The following is a 17,119-nucleotide window of genomic DNA, read 5'->3' as shown; positions in this document are numbered from 1 at the left end:
GATGTTACGTATTGCCGACAAAGTCTTTGATTCACATCTGTTTACCGGAACCGGAAAGTTCGCCTCCCCACAGCTGATGGTGGATGCCATCCGGGAAAGCGGCAGCCAGTTGGTGACGCTGGCCATGAAGCGCGTGGACCTGCGTCACCACAGCGATGCCATTCTGGCACCTTTACTGGAAGCAGGCGTTACGCTGCTGCCCAATACGTCCGGTGCGAAAACGGCCGAGGAGGCGATTTTTGCCGCACAACTGGCGCGAGAAGCGCTCGGCACCCACTGGCTGAAGCTGGAAATTCACCCGGATGCCCGCTGGCTGCTACCTGACCCTATCGAAACGCTGAAAGCAGCCGAAAAACTGGTTCAGCAAGGGTTTATCGTTCTGCCTTACTGCGGAGCCGACCCCGTACTGTGCAAGCGTCTGGAAGAGGTCGGCTGTGCCGCCGTCATGCCGCTGGGCGCCCCTATCGGCTCCAATCAGGGACTGGAAACCCGCGCGATGCTTGAAATCATTATTGAGCAGGCCACCGTGCCAGTCGTTGTGGATGCGGGCATTGGCGTGCCCAGCCATGCTGCCCAGGCGCTGGAGATGGGTGCAGACGCTGTGCTGGTGAATACGGCCATCGCGGTGGCTGACGATCCGGTCATGATGGCGCGTGCGTTCCGCATGGCCGTAGAAGCCGGTGTGCTGGCAAGGGCGTCCGGCCCCGGCTCACGCAGTTTTCAGGCTCAGGCCACCAGCCCGTTGACCGGTTTTCTGGAGGCAATCTCATGAGCACGTTTACCGAGCGCTGGCGGCAGCTTAACTGGGACGACATTGCCCTGCGCATCAACAGCAAGACGGCTGCTGACGTGGAGCGAGCATTAAATGCCCGTCACCTCACCCGCGAGGATTTGATGGCCCTGCTCTCCCCGGCAGCCAGTGCATATCTTGAACCGATGGCACAGCGTGCTCAGAGGCTGACACGCCAGCGCTTTGGCAACACGGTGAGTTTTTACGTCCCGCTTTACCTCTCTAACCTGTGCGCCAATGACTGCACCTATTGCGGCTTCTCCATGAGCAACCGCATCAAGCGGAAAACGCTCAATGAGAGTGAAATTGCGCGTGAGTGTGCGGCCATTCGTGAAATGGGCTTTGAGCATCTTCTGCTGGTCACGGGTGAACATCAGGGGAAAGTGGGGATGGACTATTTTCGTCAGCACCTCCCCGTCATTCGTCGTCAGTTTGCCTCTTTGCAAATGGAAGTGCAGCCCCTGTCGCAGGATGAATACGCGGAGTTAAAAACGCTCGGGCTGGACGGGGTCATGGTCTATCAGGAAACCTACCACGAGGCGACATATGCCCGGCATCACCTCAAGGGAAAGAAACAGGACTTCTTTTTCCGGCTGGAGACACCGGACAGACTGGGACGCGCCGGGATCGACAAAATCGGTCTTGGGGCGCTGATCGGGCTATCGGATAGCTGGCGAGTAGATTGCTACATGGTGGCAGAACATCTGCTATGGCTCCAGCAACGCTACTGGCAGAGCCGTTACTCTATCTCCTTCCCCCGGCTGCGACCTTGCACGGGAGGGGTTGAACCGGCTTCTCTGATGGATGAGCGTCAACTGGTGCAAACCATCTGTGCATTCCGCCTGCTTGCTCCGGAGGTTGAGTTATCTCTCTCAACGCGCGAGTCCCCGGCGTTTCGCGATCGCGTGATCCCACTTGCGATCAACAACGTTAGCGCATTTTCCAAAACGCAGCCTGGCGGCTACGCCGACGACCATCCTGAGCTGGAGCAGTTTGCGCCACATGACGGGCGACGTCCGGAAGCAGTCGCTGCCGCTCTGACTGAACAGGGTCTACAGCCTGTCTGGAAAGACTGGGACAGCTGGCTGGGAAGAGCCTCGCAATTGCGTTGAAACGCACTGCAACCCGGGGAAAAATTGTCGAGACGCTTCGGAGAGTCACAACCGGATGATTGTCAGCAATCGTCCGGTTTTTTATTGTCTCAAGGCCAGCAACGGACGCTGGCCAGGGCGAAAAGCTTCTTCCTCGTTTCGCCCTGCCTCTGCCTGAATCCAGAATGTTCATAAGTAATTTCTTAGTGATTCTTAATATAAATCATCTCGTCTGAAACCGTACATCGTATAATTCACAGCCAATCGCAGGACAGCGACTATGCTGAGAGGATATCGGCAGACAAAAAGCATTCACCATCAGGATCGATGTACAACTCATGGCACTTCACAGCAAAAAACTCTCTTTCACCCGGCCAATTATGCTCAGTTTCGCGGGGATCCTCTGCAGTTTTGTGCTAATCGCGGTCGCGGTGACGCTTTCGCAGAGAAAGGATTTTCTTGAGGATTATCATAAGATTAATAGCAATTTCACGCATAACCTGGCAGTGAATTACACCGAGTCTATCCTGCGTGAAAATGACTATATCCTTGGGCGTTCCGCAATGTACTTCGCGCGCGACGACAAGCTAAACGAGACGTTAAACGTCAACCCAACACAGGGACTGCAGATGATGATGTATTTGCAGAACCTGATGCCGACCGTATCCTCCATTTCGCTGGCGGACACGCAGGGGAATTATCTGCGAGCACCGGAAGTGCTCCCTACGGATAAGAGCAAAACTTTCGATCCCCGAACTCGGCCGTGGTTTGTCGCCCAGGCGGAAGCCAGTATCTTCAGCCACTATACTAGCCCCTATATGGACTACTTCACTGGCCATCCGACGGTAACACTCTATAAGCCCTTGATTTCACCTGAAGGCAGGCTGAAGGGAACCATCGCTTTTGATCTCGATTTGACATCAATGGGCTATACCCTGCGTCAGATGGTGGCTCCCGTTCAGGGGGAATTCTTCATCGTCGAACGCGACGGTGCTGTGGTGCTGCACCCGGATACCGGCGCGCTCTTCAAAAAGTACGTGAGCGAAGCGCTGATGGACAAAATGACCAGCGGTGAAGGCCATATTTACGACAAGAAAAGTAACGCCTGGTATTACTATTACTCGTTTACCAACCCGGACTGGTTTGTTATCTACCGGGTATCGGGGGTAACACTCACCGATATCACTCGCCACGAAACAACGATTGTTGGCTGGGGGTTTGCCCTGGCGGCTATCGTCATCATTCTCTTTGGTTTATATCTGCGCCATGCATCGCGTACCGTGCTGATGCACATTATCAATGCAATCAAAACCGGTGATGTCGGCCAGGTTCCACGTCTGGAAGCGATGCTGAGCCACACTATCCAGTCCAATAAAGAGCGCGAAATGGCGTATGTGCGCCAGGCAACGCACGATGCACTGACGGGCTGCAAAAACCGCCGCGCATTCGATAGCGATGTGGCGGAACTGATGGATGCACACCAGCCTTTTGCAATGGCACTGGTGGACATTGATAACTTCAAGTCGATTAACGATACGCTGGGTCACTTGACCGGTGATATCGTCCTGCGCAGCGTGGCCCGCGAAGGGATCCAGATAATGCAGCCACATCACGTCTCGGTTTACCGTTATGGTGGGGAAGAATTCGCGGTAGTCTTCCAGGCTGAGCAGATTGCTTCCGCACTTTCATTACTTGAGGCGTGGCGTACCGCCGTAGAAAAACGCGTCTGGCGAGAAGAAAACCTGCGGGTAACGTTCAGTGGTGGTCTGGGAGAATGGCACCACGAACCGCTGGAGCAATTTGTAGGGAGCATTGATAACGCACTCTACAGCGCGAAGCAGCAGGGAAAAAATCGCATTATCCGCACGTCCATCAGCTAACCCTCACCTGTCACCTTGCCCGTTTCGACGGGCAAGCTGCTCACCAATGCAAAATTGTAACCGGTTTCAGAAAATCATCGGTTTCTTTGTGATGCCTCACACACAATCACGGTAAAGCGGTTGTTGAAGCGTTCTTCACGGGATAATTATCAATAAACACATGTAGATCGAGGCTGATTATGAAGAACATCGTTTTATGCTGTGCAGCGGGAATGTCAACCAGCATGCTGGTTCAACGTATGAAAGACGCCGCACAGAAAAAAGGGGTTGAAGTCACCATTAAAGCCGTTCCGGTTGCGGAGTTTAAAGACAATATCGCGACGGCCGACATCGTATTGCTGGGGCCGCAGGTTAAATACGAGCAGGCTAAACTTCAGGCGCAGGCCGACCCGCTGGGTAAACAGGTCGCGGTTATCGACATGATGGATTACGGCATGATGAAAGGCGAGGCCGTACTGGAAAAAGCGCTCAAACTGCTGGAGTCATAATGGAAGACTTAGAAACCACAATCATGGAACTGCTGGTCAACGCAGGTGCGGCACGCAGTGCTGCCCTTACGGCGTTGCAGATGGCACGTAAAGGTGACTTTGCCGAAGCCGAAAAAGCGATGGAAGAGTCGCGCGAATATGTGAAGCATGCGCACACGATTCAGACACAGCTTATTGGTCTTGATGAAGGTACCGGGAAGCTGCCGGTTAACCTGATCACCGTCCATTCTCAGGATCACCTGATGAACGCGATGGTCATTCAGGACCTGGCGGGCGATATGATAGAGCTGTACCGTCGGCTACCGCTGATTAACTGAAAAAAAGATATAAAAAAACCCGCCGAAGCGGGTTTTTTATTAGCTGAATCAACGATTACTCGTTGTCGGAACCACCCAGACCTGCATTCAGCAGTTCTGCCAGGCTCGCGGATGCATCTTCAGCAGTGACCTGCGGTGCAGCTGGCAGTTCGCCCGCAGCACGACGACGCATACGATCCTGATGGTACGCATAACCGGTACCAGCCGGGATCAGACGACCCACGATAACGTTCTCTTTCAGACCGCGCAGTTCATCACGTTTACCTGCAACAGCCGCTTCGGTCAGGACACGCGTAGTTTCCTGGAACGATGCTGCAGAGATGAAGGACTCGGTTGCCAGAGACGCTTTGGTGATACCCAGCAGATCGCGTGCGAAGGTCGCACCGATTTTGCCGTTCGCTTCCAGATCGCGGTTAGCGATCTTAACGCGAGAGTATTCAACCTGCTCGCCTTCCAGGAACTCAGAGCTACCTGCGTTTTCGATGGTTGCTTTACGCAGCATCTGACGAACGATAACTTCGATGTGTTTATCGTTAATCTTAACGCCCTGCAGACGGTATACGTCCTGTACTTCGTTAACGATGTAACGAGTAACAGCATGCACACCACGCAGACGCAGGATATCGTGCGGCGCTTCTGGACCGTCGGAAACCACGTCACCACGTTCTACACGTTCACCTTCGAACACGTTGAGCTGACGCCACTTAGGAATCATCTCTTCGTACGGCTCGCTGCCATCGACTGGAGTGATAACCAGACGGCGTTTACCTTTGGTCTCTTTACCGAAGGAGATGATACCGCTGATTTCAGCCAGGATTGCCGGCTCTTTCGGACGACGTGCTTCGAACAGATCCGCAACGCGTGGCAGACCACCGGTGATGTCCTTGGTACCGCCGGATTCCTGAGGAATACGCGCCAGGGTGTCACCAGAGCTGATCTGTACGCCATCTTCCAGCTGTACAATCGCTTTACCTGGCAGGAAGTACTGCGCAGGCATATCGGTACCAGGGATCAGAACGTCGTTACCCTGAGCATCAACGATTTTCAGTGCCGGACGCAGGTCTTTACCACCAGTAGTACGCTCTGCAGAATCCAGAACCACCAGAGAAGACAGACCGGTCAGCTCGTCAGTCTGACGAGTAATGGTCTGGCCGTCGATCATGTCAGTGAAGCGGATGAAACCACTTACTTCGGTGATAACTGGCATGGTGTGTGGATCCCAGTTTGCAACGGTTTCACCGCCGGCAACCTGCTCACCATCACCTTTCGCCATAACAGCACCGTAAGGTACTTTATAGCTCTCTTTGGTACGACCTAATTCGTCGATCAGTTTCAGCTCGGTGTTACGAGAGGTCACAACCAGCTTGCCTGCGGAGTTAACAACAGACTTCGCGTTGCTGAGCTTGATGCTACCTTTGTTTTTCACCTGGATGCTGGATTCAGCAGCCGCACGAGATGCCGCACCACCGATGTGGAACGTACGCATCGTCAGCTGTGTACCCGGCTCACCGATGGACTGTGCCGCGATAACACCGATTGCTTCACCTTTGTTGATGATGTGGCCACGCGCCAGGTCACGACCATAGCAGTGCGCACATACACCAAAGTCGGTGTCACAGGATACAACGGAACGTACTTTCACTGAGTCAACAGAGTTTGCTTCCAGCAGGTCACACCACTGTTCGTGCAGCAGCGTATTGCGTGGAACCAGAATGTCTGCAGTACCCGGCTTCAGAATGTCTTCCGCTGTTACACGACCCAGTACGCGATCGCGCAGTGGCTCTTTAACATCACCACCCTCGATAACCGGGGTCATGGTGATACCTTCGAGGGTGCCACAATCGTCTTCGGTCACAACCAGATCCTGCGCAACGTCAACCAGACGACGCGTCAGATAACCGGAGTTCGCTGTTTTCAGTGCGGTATCCGCCAGACCTTTACGAGCACCGTGAGTAGAGATGAAGTACTGGAGTACGTTCAGACCTTCACGGAAGTTCGCGGTGATTGGCGTTTCGATGATGGAGCCATCTGGCTTCGCCATCAGACCACGCATACCTGCCAGCTGACGAATCTGTGCAGCAGAACCACGCGCACCGGAGTCGGCCATCATGTAGATGCTGTTGAAGGAAACCTGCTGTTCTTCAACGCCGTCACGGTTAATCACGGTTTCGGTCTGCAGGTTATCCATCATCGCCTTGGATACACGATCGTTCGCCGCAGCCCAGATATCGATAACTTTGTTATAGCGTTCGCCCGCGGTTACCAGACCAGACTGGAACTGCTCCTGGATCTCAGCAACTTCGGCTTCCGCTTCAGAGATGATCTCGTGTTTCTTCTCTGGGATGACCATGTCATCAATACCAACAGATGCACCTGAACGCGCTGCATAAGCAAAGCCGGTATACATTGTCTGGTCAGCGAAGATTACGGTCGGCTTCAGACCCAGAATGCGGTAACAGGTGTTCAGCATTTTGGAGATCGCTTTCTTGCCCAGCGCCTGGTTGACGATGGAGAAAGGCAGACCCTTCGGTACGATCATCCACAGAATGGCACGACCAACAGTCGTGTCTTTCAGGCTGGTTTTCGCAACGAACTCGCCGTTTTCATCTTTTTCGTATTCGGTGATACGCACTTTAACGCGCGCATGCAGAGAGGCCAGGCCAGCGCGATAAATACGCTCAGCTTCTTTCGGGCCAGTCAGCACCATGCCTTCGCCTTTGGCGTTAACACAGTCACGGGTCATGTAGTACAGACCCAATACAACGTCCTGAGAAGGAACGATGATTGGCTCACCGTTCGCTGGAGACAGGATGTTGTTGGTAGACATCATCAGCGCACGCGCTTCCAGCTGGGCTTCCAGCGTCAGCGGTACGTGAACAGCCATCTGGTCACCATCGAAGTCGGCGTTATATGCCGCACAAACCAGCGGGTGCAGCTGGATAGCTTTACCTTCGATCAGTACTGGCTCAAATGCCTGGATACCCAGACGGTGCAGGGTTGGTGCACGGTTCAGCAGTACCGGGTGTTCGCGGATAACTTCGTCCAGGATATCCCAAACGACAGCTTCTTCACGCTCAACCATTTTCTTAGCGGCTTTGATGGTGGTGGCCAGGCCACGCAGCTCCAGCTTGCCGTAGATGAACGGTTTGAACAGCTCCAGTGCCATTTTCTTAGGCAGACCGCACTGATGCAGACGCAGGTATGGACCTACGGTGATTACAGAACGACCGGAGTAGTCAACACGCTTCCCGAGCAGGTTCTGACGGAAACGACCCTGCTTACCTTTGATCATGTCGGCCAAAGATTTCAGAGGACGTTTGTTAGAACCGGTGATCGCACGACCGCGACGACCGTTATCCAGCAGGGCATCTACCGCTTCCTGCAGCATACGTTTTTCGTTGCGTACGATGATATCCGGCGCAGCCAGATCCAGCAGACGTTTCAGACGGTTGTTACGGTTAATGACGCGACGATACAGATCGTTCAGGTCAGAAGTCGCGAAACGACCACCATCCAGCGGAACCAGTGGACGCAGATCTGGCGGCAGAACCGGCAGAACGGTCAGGATCATCCACTCTGGTTTGTTACCAGACTGAACGAACGCTTCCAGCAGTTTGATACGCTTGGTCAGCTTTTTACGCTTGGTTTCGGAGTTGGTTTCGTTCAGCTCTTCACGCAGCTGCTCGCACTCTTGCTCCAGATCCATGCTCTTCAGCAGGGCCTGAATAGCTTCCGCACCCATCTTCGCGTCGAATTCGTCACCGAACTCTTCCAGCGCGTCCAGATACTGCTCTTCAGTCAGGATCTGGTGACGTTCCAGGTTCGTCATCCCGCCTTCGATAACCACATAAGATTCGAAGTACAGAACACGTTCGATATCGCGCAGCGGCATATCCAGCAGCAGACCGATACGGGACGGCAGAGATTTCAGGAACCAGATGTGAGCGGTTGGAGATGCCAGCTCGATGTGGCCCATGCGCTCACGGCGCACTTTGGTCTGGGTCACTTCAACGCCGCACTTCTCACAGATCACACCGCGGTGTTTCAGGCGCTTGTACTTACCGCACAGGCACTCGTAGTCTTTTACTGGCCCGAAAATACGCGCACAGAAAAGGCCGTCACGCTCAGGTTTGAACGTACGGTAGTTGATGGTTTCCGGCTTTTTAACTTCACCGAACGACCATGAACGGATCATGTCTGGCGAAGCCAGAGCAATTTTGATCGCATCAAACTCTTCGGTTTTAGTCTGCGCTTTCAGAAACTTTAATAAATCTTTCACGGATTTGCTCCCGTCGGAGTTAGCACAATCCGGTGCCGGGGGTTAACCCGGCACCAGTGACCTGTTTGAGCGAGAATTACTCGTCTTCCAGTTCGATGTTGATACCCAGCGAACGAATCTCTTTCAACAGTACGTTGAAGGATTCTGGCATGCCCGGTTCCATCTGATGGTTGCCGTCCACGATGTTTTTATACATCTTGGTACGACCGTTCACGTCATCAGACTTAACGGTGAGCATTTCCTGCAGGGTGTATGCCGCGCCGTATGCTTCCAGCGCCCACACTTCCATCTCCCCGAAGCGCTGACCACCGAACTGTGCCTTACCACCCAGCGGCTGCTGAGTAACCAGGCTGTAAGAACCGGTAGAACGAGCGTGCATTTTGTCGTCGACCAGGTGGTTCAGTTTCAGCATGTACATGTAACCTACGGTTACTGGACGCTCGAACTGTTCACCGGTACGGCCGTCAAACAGCGTAATCTGACCAGACGTTGGCAGACCACCCAGTTGCAGCAGCTCTTTAATTTCAGCTTCTTTTGCACCGTCGAATACCGGCGTTGCAATTGGCATACCTTTGCGCAGGTTCTCTGCCAGACGCAGCACTTCTTCATCGCTGAAGGTGTTCAGGTCGACTTTCTGACGCACGTCGGTACCCAGATCGTAGGCACGCTGGATGAATTCGCGCAGTTTCGCGACTTCCTGCTGCTGTTTCAGCATGGCGTTAATCTTGTCGCCAATACCTTTTGCAGCCATACCCAGGTGGGTTTCCAGAATCTGACCGATGTTCATACGAGACGGTACGCCCAGTGGGTTCAGTACGATATCTACCGGCGTACCGTTAGCATCGTGCGGCATATCTTCGATCGGGTTGATCTTAGAGATAACACCCTTGTTACCGTGACGACCTGCCATCTTATCACCAGGCTGGATCTGACGTTTAACAGCCAGATACACCTTAACAATCTTCAGCACGCCTGGTGCCAGATCGTCGCCCTGAGTGATTTTGCGGCGTTTCGCTTCGAGTTTTTTCTCGAACTCGTGTTTCAGTTCGTCATACTGCTCAGCCAGTTGTTCCAGCTGATTTTGTTTCTCTTCGTCGGTCAGGCCCAGTTCCAGCCAGCGATCGCGTGGCAGTTTGTCGAGCTTCTCAGCTTCAACGCCACCGGCAACCAGCACCGCATAAATACGGCTGAACAGACCTGCTTCGAGGATCTGCAGTTCTTCAGACAGGTCTTTCTTAGCCTGTTTGAGCTGCATCTCTTCGATTTCCAGCGCACGCTTATCTTTTTCAACACCATCACGGGTGAAGACCTGAACGTCGATAACCGTACCGGAAACACCGTTTGGTACGCGCAGAGAAGAGTCTTTAACGTCAGACGCTTTCTCACCGAAGATTGCACGCAGCAGTTTCTCTTCTGGCGTCAGCTGGGTTTCACCTTTCGGCGTTACCTTACCAACCAGAATGTCGCCGCCGGTCACTTCCGCACCGATGTAAACAATACCGGATTCATCCAGTTTAGAGAGCGCAGCTTCACCCACGTTAGGGATGTCAGCGGTGATCTCTTCTGGCCCCAGCTTGGTGTCACGGGACACACATGCCAGTTCCTGAATATGGATGGTGGTGAAACGATCTTCCTGAACCACACGCTCGGAGACGAGGATGGAGTCTTCGAAGTTGTAACCGTTCCACGGCATGAACGCTACGCGCATGTTCTGACCGAGCGCCAGTTCACCGAGGTCGGTGGACGGACCGTCTGCCAGCACGTCGCCGCGCTCAACTGGCTCACCCAGAGATACGCAAGGCATCTGGTTGATACAGGTGTTCTGGTTAGAACGGGTGTATTTGGTCAGGTTATAAATGTCGATACCTGCTTCGCCCGGGTACATCTCGTCTTCGTTAACTTTGATAACGATACGGGAGGCATCCACGTACTGAACAGTACCGCCACGTTTAGCAACCGCAGTAACACCGGAATCAACGGCAACAGCACGTTCCATACCAGTACCAACCAGCGGCTTATCAGCACGCAGAGTTGGAACGGCCTGACGTTGCATGTTCGCACCCATCAATGCACGGTTGGCGTCATCGTGTTCCAGGAACGGGATCAGGGACGCACCGACGGATACCACCTGTTGGGTGGATACGTCCATGTAGTCAACCTGGTCGCGGCTGAACAAGCTGGATTCGCCTTTGCTACGGCAGGTAACCAGATCTTCTACAAAGTGGCCTTCGTCATCCAGGTTGGAGTTCGCCTGAGCGATAACGTAGTTGCCTTCTTCGATAGCAGACAGGTAATGAATCTCGTCGGTTACAACACCGTCGGTCACTTTACGGTACGGGGTCTCGAGGAAACCGTATTCGTTTGTCTGTGCGTACACGGACAGGGAGTTGATCAGACCGATGTTTGGACCTTCAGGCGTTTCGATTGGACATACGCGACCGTAGTGAGTCGGGTGTACGTCTCGAACTTCGAAGCCTGCGCGTTCACGGGTCAGACCGCCTGGGCCGAGTGCAGAGATACGACGCTTGTGCGTGATCTCAGACAGCGGGTTGTTCTGGTCCATGAACTGAGACAGCTGGCTGGAACCGAAGAACTCTTTCACTGCTGCAGAGATCGGCTTGGCGTTGATCATATCCTGAGGCATCAGGGTATCCAGATCGCCCAGAGACAGACGCTCTTTCACCGCACGCTCTACACGTACCAGGCCAACGCGGAACTGGTTTTCCGCCATTTCGCCAACGGAACGGATACGACGGTTGCCGAGGTGGTCGATATCATCCACTTCGCCTTTACCGTTACGGATATCAATGAGCTTCTTCATCACTTCGATGATGTCGTCTTTGCTCAGGATACCGGAACCTTCGATCTCATCGCGCAGCAGAGAACGGTTGAACTTCATACGACCAACCGCGGACAGATCGTAGCGGTCTTCGGAGAAGAACAGGTTCTCGAACAGGCTTTCAGCCGCTTCGCGAGTTGGTGGCTCACCAGGACGCATCATGCGGTAGATTTCAACCAGCGCACTCAGACGATCGGTCGTTGGGTCGACGCGGATAGTCTCAGAGATGTATGGACCGTGGTCCAGATCGTTGGTGAACAGCGTTTCGATACGTTTGTGGCCAGACTGGCTCAGCTTAGCCAGCAGATCCAGGCTCAGCTCCATGTTCGCCGGGCAGATCAGCTCGCCAGTTGATTCATCAACGTAATCTTTCGCGGCTACTTTTCCTGCAATGTACTCAACTGGAACTTCGATGTGTTTGATATCATCTTTTTCCAGCTGGCGGATGTGGCGCGCGGTGATACGGCGACCTTTTTCCACATACACTTTGCCGTCGGCTTCGATGTCGAACGACGCGGTCTCACCACGCAGACGTTCCGGCACCAGCTCCATCTGCAGCTTGTTGTCGCGGATTTCAAAGATCACTTTCTCAAAGAACAGGTCCAGGATCTGCTCAGTGGTATATTGCAGCGCACGCAGAATGATGGTTGCAGGCAGTTTACGACGACGGTCGATACGGACAAACAGGTTGTCTTTTGGATCGAACTCGAAGTCCAGCCATGAACCACGGTAAGGAATGATGCGCGCGTTATACAGTACTTTACCGGAAGAGTGTGTTTTACCTTTATCGCTGTCGAAGAAGACGCCCGGGCTACGATGCAGCTGGGAAACGATAACACGCTCAGTACCGTTGATGACGAAAGTACCGTTGTCTGTCATGAGTGGAATTTCACCCATGTAGACTTCTTGTTCTTTAATGTCTTTTACGGTGCCTTCTGGCGCTTCGCGCTCATAGATCACCAGACGCAGTTTTACGCGCAGCGGTGCGGAATAGGTCACGCCACGGATCTGACATTCCTGAACGTCAAACACCGGCTCGCCAAGGCGATAGCTGACGTACTGCAGCTCGGAATTACCGCTGTAGCTCTGAATCGGGAACACGGAACGGAAGGCTGCTTCCAGACCGTACTGCCCTTCAGGATCTTGCTCGATAAACTTCTGGAACGAGTCAAGCTGGATAGAAAGGAGATATGGAATGTCCAGAACTTGTGGACGTTTACCAAAATCCTTACGAATACGTTTTTTCTCGGTATAGGAGTAAACCATAGGGTTCCTCAGCTCGCTGACAAGTCGACCCATCTGTCCGACGAAGGGACAGTTTGTGCAACACCATTTTGTGGACCGGAAAATTGAATACTTTCCGCAATACCTGTTGCTATCACGCTTAAACCATTTCGTTGCGATTTACACAGAGCGAGCACCCTGTCGCAATATATTAAGTCGTCGATAGAAACAAGCATTGTCAGGACAACCAGCAGTCAAACAGTGTGAAATGCTACTGATGCCTTACAGCGCAAAAAGGCTGGTGACTAAAAAGTCACCAGCCATCAGCCTAATTACTCAGGCTGCAACCAGAAAAGTTGGCTTATTTAACTTCAACTTCAGCGCCAGCTTCTTCCAGAGATTTTTTCAGTGCTTCTGCGTCGTCTTTGCTCACGCCTTCTTTCAGCGCAGCTGGAGCAGATTCTACCAGGTCTTTAGCTTCTTTCAGACCCAGGCCAGTTGCGCCACGTACTGCTTTGATAACAGCAACTTTGTTAGCGCCAGCAGCTTTCAGAATTACGTCGAATTCAGTTTTTTCTTCAGCAGCGTCAGCAGCTGGGCCAGCAGCAACAGCTACAGCGGCAGCAGCAGAAACACCGAATTTTTCTTCCATTGCAGAAATCAGTTCTACAACGTCCATTACGGACATAGCTGCAACTGCTTCAATGATTTGATCTTTAGTGATAGACATTTAAATTGTTCCTGAAAATCAGAATAAGTTTATACGTAAGCAAATGCTTTATAAAGACAACTGCGATTAAGCAGCTTCTTTCGCATCGCGAACAGCAGCCAGAGTGCGAACCAGTTTGCCAGCCGAAGCTTCTTTCATGGTTGCCATCAGGCGTGCAATTGCTTCTTCGTAGGTCGGCAGGGTTGCCAGGCGATCGATTTGCGATGCCGGGATCAACTCACCTTCAAAGGCTGCAGCTTTGACCTCAAATTTTGCATTCGCTTTCGCGAACTCTTTGAACAGACGAGCAGCAGCGCCCGGGTGTTCCATAGAGTATGCAATCAGGGTCGGACCAACAAACGTGTCTTTCAGGCACTCGAATGGAGTACCTTCAACTACGCGACGCAGCAGGGTGTTACGAACAACACGCATGTATACGCCAGCTTCACGACCTGCTTTACGCAGTTCAGTCATTTTGTCTACAGTAACGCCACGGGAATCCGCAACTACTGCAGACAGCGCGCCTTTGGCTACTTCGCTGACTTCAGCAACAATCGCTTGTTTGTCTTGAAGATTTAAAGCCATTAGCTTTGCTCCTGGATGTTTGCCGGAACTCATGTTCCGGAACTCACTTCACTCGACCCAACGGGAAGAGCGTCTAAATACGGTGAGCAGAAACAAGCCAGAGTATTCAAAAAATAATCTTAGCGTTCTGTCACCGTCTACGCAGGGGATTAAGTCTCTTACGAAACACCTGCGGTCTTCGACGGAGGCCTGGATAGGCCAGGCTCCAACGAACAAATCTTTTAGCCGCTAACTTTCGTTAGCAAACGTGGGGGTAAGATTGTAGACAAAATCACCGCCCACGTAAAGGCATTAGTTTGCAGCAGCGCTCAGGCCAGCCTGGTCAACTGCAACACCTGCACCCATGGTGGTGGAGATGCTAACTTTCTTGATGTACACGCCTTTCGCCTGAGTTGGTTTTGCTTTTTTCAGCGCAACCAGCAGAGCTTCCAGGTTTTCTTTCAGTTTGTCAGCGTCGAAGTCCACTTTACCGATGGTGGTGTGGATGATGCCGTTTTTGTCGTTACGATAACGAACCTGACCTGCTTTAGCGTTCTTAACCGCTTCAGCAACGTTAGGAGTAACGGTACCCACTTTCGGGTTTGGCATCAGGCCGCGTGGACCCAGAACCTGGCCCAGCTGGCCAACAACGCGCATTGCATCTGGAGATGCAATAACAACGTCAAAGTTCATTTCGCCTTTCTTGATCTGGTCAGCCAGATCTTCCATACCTACCAGTTCAGCGCCAGCAGCTTTAGCAGCTTCTGCGTTTGCACCCTGAGTAAATACAGCTACGCGAACGGAACGGCCAGTACCGTGTGGCAGTACAGTTGCACCACGAACGTTCTGATCAGATTTACGAGCATCGATGCCCAGGTTAACAGCAACGTCAACGCTTTCAACGAACTTAGCGGTAGCCAGTTCTTTCAGCAGAGCGATAGCTTCGTTGATGTCGTACTGTTTGGTCGCATCAACTTTGTCACGGATCACGGACATGCGCTTGGTCAGTTTAGCCATTTCTTAGTCCTCCACTACCAGGCCCATGGAACGTGCAGTACCTTCGATGGAGCGAGTCATCGCTTCAATGTCGGCACCAGTCATGTCGGCAGCTTTGGTCTGCGCGATTTCCTGCAGCTGAGCGCGGGAAATTTTACCCACTTTGTCTTTGTTCGGTTTACCGGAACCAGACTTGATACCAGCCGCTTTCTTCAGCAGAACAGCTGCTGGAGGGGTTTTGGTAACGAAAGTGAAAGAACGGTCAGCGTAAACAGTGATTACGACTGGGATTGGCAGACCTTTTTCCAGGGATTCAGTTTTTGCGTTGAACGCTTTACAGAATTCCATGATGTTCACACCCTGCTGACCCAGAGCTGGACCAACTGGTGGACTTGGGTTCGCCATACCAGCTGCAACCTGCAGCTTGACGTAGGCTTGTACTTTCTTAGCCATTCTAAAATCCTCTGATTGGGTGATAACGCCTCAGTGAGGCTCCCCGTGAATAAAATTCGTTTTACGGGCCGTGGCCCATAAAAACAAAAGGCGCGAAATTGTATTCCAATCTCGCGCCCTGTGCAACGTTTAAATCGTCGCTTTTTTGATCGCTGCTTAGGCTTTTTCTACCTGGGCAAAATCCAGTTCTACCGGGGTCGCACGACCGAAGATAGAAACAGAGACTTTCAGGCGGGACTTCTCGTAGTCCACTTCTTCAACCACGCCATTAAAGTCAGCAAACGGACCGTCATTAACACGAACCATTTCACCCGGTTCAAACAGCGTTTTCGGACGCGGCTTATCACCCACCTGCTGCAGGCGGTTCATAATCGCATCAACTTCTTTGTCGCTGATTGGCGCCGGACGGTCAGATGTGCCGCCGATAAAGCCCATCACGCGCGGTACGCTGCGCACAAGGTGCCAGCTCGCGTCGTTCATAACCATCTGAACCAGCACGTAACCCGGGAAGAATTTACGCTCGCTTTTGCGACGTTGGCCGCCACGGATCTCGACCACTTCTTCGGTCGGAACCATAACTTCGCCAAATAACTCTTCCATGTTGTGTAATTTGATATGCTCACGCAGCGACGTTGCTACGCGGCCTTCAAAACCGGAAAACGCCTGAACGACGTACCAGCGCTTTTTAGGGGCTTCAGACATCTCAGAACCTCAGGCCAGTGATAAAGGATACCAGGCGAACCAGAATACCATCCAGTCCCCACAGGATCAGTGACATTACAGCGGTAACCGCCGCTACGATCAGCGTGGTGTGCAATGTTTCCTGGCGAGTCGGCCAAATTACCTTGCGGACTTCGGTACGCGCTTCGCGAGCAAAAGCGACAGTCGCTTTGCCTTTCGTCGTCAACAGCGCGACACCACCCGCTGCAGCAATCAGAATTACCACTGCAAGCGCGCGTAGCGGCAGCATAATGTCACGATAAAGGTAGTTGCCGACAATCGCTACGATCAGCAGAACGGCTACTACTACCCATTTCATCGCTTCCAGGCCGCGCCCGCTCCCTTGAGCTTCGGTATTCGCACTCATAAACCAACCTGTCAGAAGTATTCTACAAACATTTTCACCCCGCGATCGCGAGGCAAACCAAATCGAAATGCTAATTCGCTTTTCGAATTATACGCTCTCTGCAGAGCCTGTCTCAGCAATGATTATGACAAAAATAATCACTGATGAGCCAGGTTCTGACGTGAAAGCGTGCAAAAAGGGCATCAAATGATGCCCTTTTATTGCGCATTGCGTCAAATGTTATCAGCAATTAGCCGAGAACTTTAGCAACCACGCCCGCGCCAACGGTACGGCCACCTTCACGGATTGCGAAACGCAGACCGTCGTCCATCGCGATTGGGTGGATCAGAGTCACAACCATCTTGATGTTGTCGCCTGGCATTACCATCTCTACGCCTTCTGGCAGTTCGATGGTACCGGTCA

General features: G+C 52.6%; 14 protein-coding genes. 5 read left to right on the top strand and 9 right to left on the bottom strand.

The genetic code is table 11. The annotated features are described in order from the left end of the window. Window position 1: 1 nt before the first annotated feature. From thiG to HED65_RS21625, 5 genes are all read left to right on the top strand, one after another. Complete coding sequence (gene thiG, locus HED65_RS21645; protein ID WP_114980105.1) at window positions 2–772, top strand: thiazole synthase; 771 nt, start codon at window positions 2–4, stop codon at window positions 770–772. Further along, window positions 769–1,902, top strand: coding sequence for a 2-iminoacetate synthase ThiH (thiH, locus tag HED65_RS21640; protein WP_114980104.1), 1,134 nt, complete (start codon window positions 769–771; stop codon window positions 1,900–1,902). The genes thiG and thiH overlap by 4 nt, the downstream gene beginning before the upstream one ends. Window positions 1,903–2,219: 317 nt before the next feature. Next, window positions 2,220–3,761 carry a sensor domain-containing diguanylate cyclase gene (locus HED65_RS21635; protein ID WP_114980103.1) on the top strand — a complete coding sequence of 514 codons (1,542 nt, stop codon included), beginning with the start codon at window positions 2,220–2,222 and terminating at the stop codon, window positions 3,759–3,761. 179 nt (window positions 3,762–3,940) lie between these two features. Continuing rightward, window positions 3,941–4,249 carry a PTS sugar transporter subunit IIB gene (locus HED65_RS21630; protein ID WP_114980102.1) on the top strand — a complete coding sequence of 103 codons (309 nt, stop codon included), beginning with the start codon at window positions 3,941–3,943 and terminating at the stop codon, window positions 4,247–4,249. Continuing rightward, a complete protein-coding gene (locus HED65_RS21625; RefSeq protein ID WP_028018475.1) occupies window positions 4,249–4,566 on the top strand; it encodes a PTS lactose/cellobiose transporter subunit IIA in 318 nt (105 codons plus the stop codon). The genes HED65_RS21630 and HED65_RS21625 overlap by 1 nt, the downstream gene beginning before the upstream one ends. 55 nt (window positions 4,567–4,621) lie before the next feature. Here HED65_RS21625 and rpoC read toward each other — a convergent pair whose 3' ends face one another. The 9 genes from rpoC to HED65_RS21580 form a co-directional block, all read right to left on the bottom strand. Continuing rightward, entirely contained in the window at window positions 4,622–8,845 is a 4,224-nt protein-coding gene (rpoC, locus tag HED65_RS21620; protein ID WP_114980101.1) for a DNA-directed RNA polymerase subunit beta', read from the bottom strand. Window positions 8,846–8,921: 76 nt separating this feature from the next. Then, window positions 8,922–12,950, bottom strand: a complete 4,029-nt coding sequence (gene rpoB / locus HED65_RS21615; RefSeq protein ID WP_014882065.1) for a DNA-directed RNA polymerase subunit beta — start codon at window positions 12,948–12,950, stop codon at window positions 8,922–8,924. Window positions 12,951–13,269: 319 nt separating this feature from the next. Continuing rightward, window positions 13,270–13,638 (bottom strand): 50S ribosomal protein L7/L12, encoded by a 369-nt coding sequence (rplL, locus tag HED65_RS21610; RefSeq protein ID WP_014882064.1) that lies wholly within the window; start codon window positions 13,636–13,638, stop codon window positions 13,270–13,272. A gap of 66 nt (window positions 13,639–13,704) precedes the next feature. Further along, a complete protein-coding gene (gene rplJ, locus HED65_RS21605; protein ID WP_004097644.1) occupies window positions 13,705–14,202 on the bottom strand; it encodes a 50S ribosomal protein L10 in 498 nt (165 codons plus the stop codon). Between the two features lie 291 nt (window positions 14,203–14,493). Then, window positions 14,494–15,198: a 50S ribosomal protein L1 gene (gene rplA, locus HED65_RS21600; protein ID WP_013095000.1), complete on the bottom strand. Its 705-nt coding sequence runs from the start codon at window positions 15,196–15,198 to the stop codon at window positions 14,494–14,496. A 3-nt stretch (window positions 15,199–15,201) separates the two neighbouring features. Continuing rightward, on the bottom strand, window positions 15,202–15,630 hold the full coding sequence (gene rplK / locus HED65_RS21595) for a 50S ribosomal protein L11 (RefSeq protein WP_008503452.1): 429 nt from the start codon (window positions 15,628–15,630) through the stop codon (window positions 15,202–15,204). Window positions 15,631–15,786: 156 nt separating this feature from the next. Next, on the bottom strand, window positions 15,787–16,332 hold the full coding sequence (gene nusG / locus HED65_RS21590) for a transcription termination/antitermination protein NusG (protein WP_003862341.1): 546 nt from the start codon (window positions 16,330–16,332) through the stop codon (window positions 15,787–15,789). A 1-nt stretch (window position 16,333) separates the two neighbouring features. Beyond that, window positions 16,334–16,717, bottom strand: coding sequence for a preprotein translocase subunit SecE (gene secE, locus HED65_RS21585; protein ID WP_013094999.1), 384 nt, complete (start codon window positions 16,715–16,717; stop codon window positions 16,334–16,336). 229 nt (window positions 16,718–16,946) lie between these two features. After that, the coding region (locus tag HED65_RS21580; protein WP_023377491.1) for an EF-Tu C-terminal domain-related protein at window positions 16,947–17,119 on the bottom strand (173 nt) is incomplete at its 5' end.

Source organism: Pantoea sp. LS15 (assembly GCF_012241585.1).
GTDB lineage: Bacteria > Pseudomonadota > Gammaproteobacteria > Enterobacterales > Enterobacteriaceae > Enterobacter.
The sequence above is the reverse complement of the archived record's forward strand: the minus strand, read 5'-3'. Positions and strand labels throughout refer to the sequence as shown.

Excerpts from the sequence above, each read along its gene's own strand:
- thiG (WP_114980105.1), top strand. The coding sequence starts at position 2 with ATGTTACGTATTGCCGACAAAGTCTTTGATTCACATCTGTTTACCGGA.
- thiH (WP_114980104.1), top strand. The coding sequence starts at position 769 with ATGAGCACGTTTACCGAGCGCTGGCGGCAGCTTAACTGGGACGACATT.
- HED65_RS21635 (WP_114980103.1), top strand. The coding sequence starts at position 2,220 with ATGGCACTTCACAGCAAAAAACTCTCTTTCACCCGGCCAATTATGCTC.
- HED65_RS21630 (WP_114980102.1), top strand. The coding sequence starts at position 3,941 with ATGAAGAACATCGTTTTATGCTGTGCAGCGGGAATGTCAACCAGCATG.
- HED65_RS21625 (WP_028018475.1), top strand. The coding sequence starts at position 4,249 with ATGGAAGACTTAGAAACCACAATCATGGAACTGCTGGTCAACGCAGGT.
- rpoB (WP_014882065.1), bottom strand. The coding sequence starts at position 12,950 with ATGGTTTACTCCTATACCGAGAAAAAACGTATTCGTAAGGATTTTGGT.
- rplL (WP_014882064.1), bottom strand. The coding sequence starts at position 13,638 with ATGTCTATCACTAAAGATCAAATCATTGAAGCAGTTGCAGCTATGTCC.
- rplJ (WP_004097644.1), bottom strand. The coding sequence starts at position 14,202 with ATGGCTTTAAATCTTCAAGACAAACAAGCGATTGTTGCTGAAGTCAGC.
- rplA (WP_013095000.1), bottom strand. The coding sequence starts at position 15,198 with ATGGCTAAACTGACCAAGCGCATGTCCGTGATCCGTGACAAAGTTGAT.
- rplK (WP_008503452.1), bottom strand. The coding sequence starts at position 15,630 with ATGGCTAAGAAAGTACAAGCCTACGTCAAGCTGCAGGTTGCAGCTGGT.
- nusG (WP_003862341.1), bottom strand. The coding sequence starts at position 16,332 with ATGTCTGAAGCCCCTAAAAAGCGCTGGTACGTCGTTCAGGCGTTTTCC.
- secE (WP_013094999.1), bottom strand. The coding sequence starts at position 16,717 with ATGAGTGCGAATACCGAAGCTCAAGGGAGCGGGCGCGGCCTGGAAGCG.